This window comes from Ochrobactrum sp. SFR4 (assembly GCF_019730395.1).
Taxonomy (GTDB): domain Bacteria; phylum Pseudomonadota; class Alphaproteobacteria; order Rhizobiales; family Rhizobiaceae; genus Pseudochrobactrum.
Map to the genome: position 1 here is coordinate 1 of NZ_JAAPBB010000899.1, position 264 is coordinate 264.

At 47.0% G+C, this 264-nt stretch carries 1 protein-coding gene; it reads right to left on the reverse strand.

Annotated elements, in window-relative coordinates:
• Positions 1-264, reverse strand: a 264-nt coding sequence (locus HBA93_RS21690; protein ID WP_221724627.1) for a hypothetical protein, incomplete at both ends; no start/stop codon positions are given.

Below are 264 nucleotides of genomic sequence, written 5' to 3' on the forward strand. Positions count from 1 at the left end.
TGTCTCATCGACAAGACCAATGTCTTTGCCTGCTTTGTAGGCTTTTTCGAGTGCAGCACCCCATGTATTCCAGGACAAACTATCAATATCCACGCCCTTATGCGCTTCCTGAATAATCGCACGCCATTTGGTTTTATCTGCAAGCTCAAGATATTCTGCTGACAAATCACTATACAGCTTATTGCCTGTAGCCTGCTTCATCAGGCGCAATTGCGCGTCAACACTCAGCAACCCGCGTTCTGAAACATCACCGGCATTGAGATC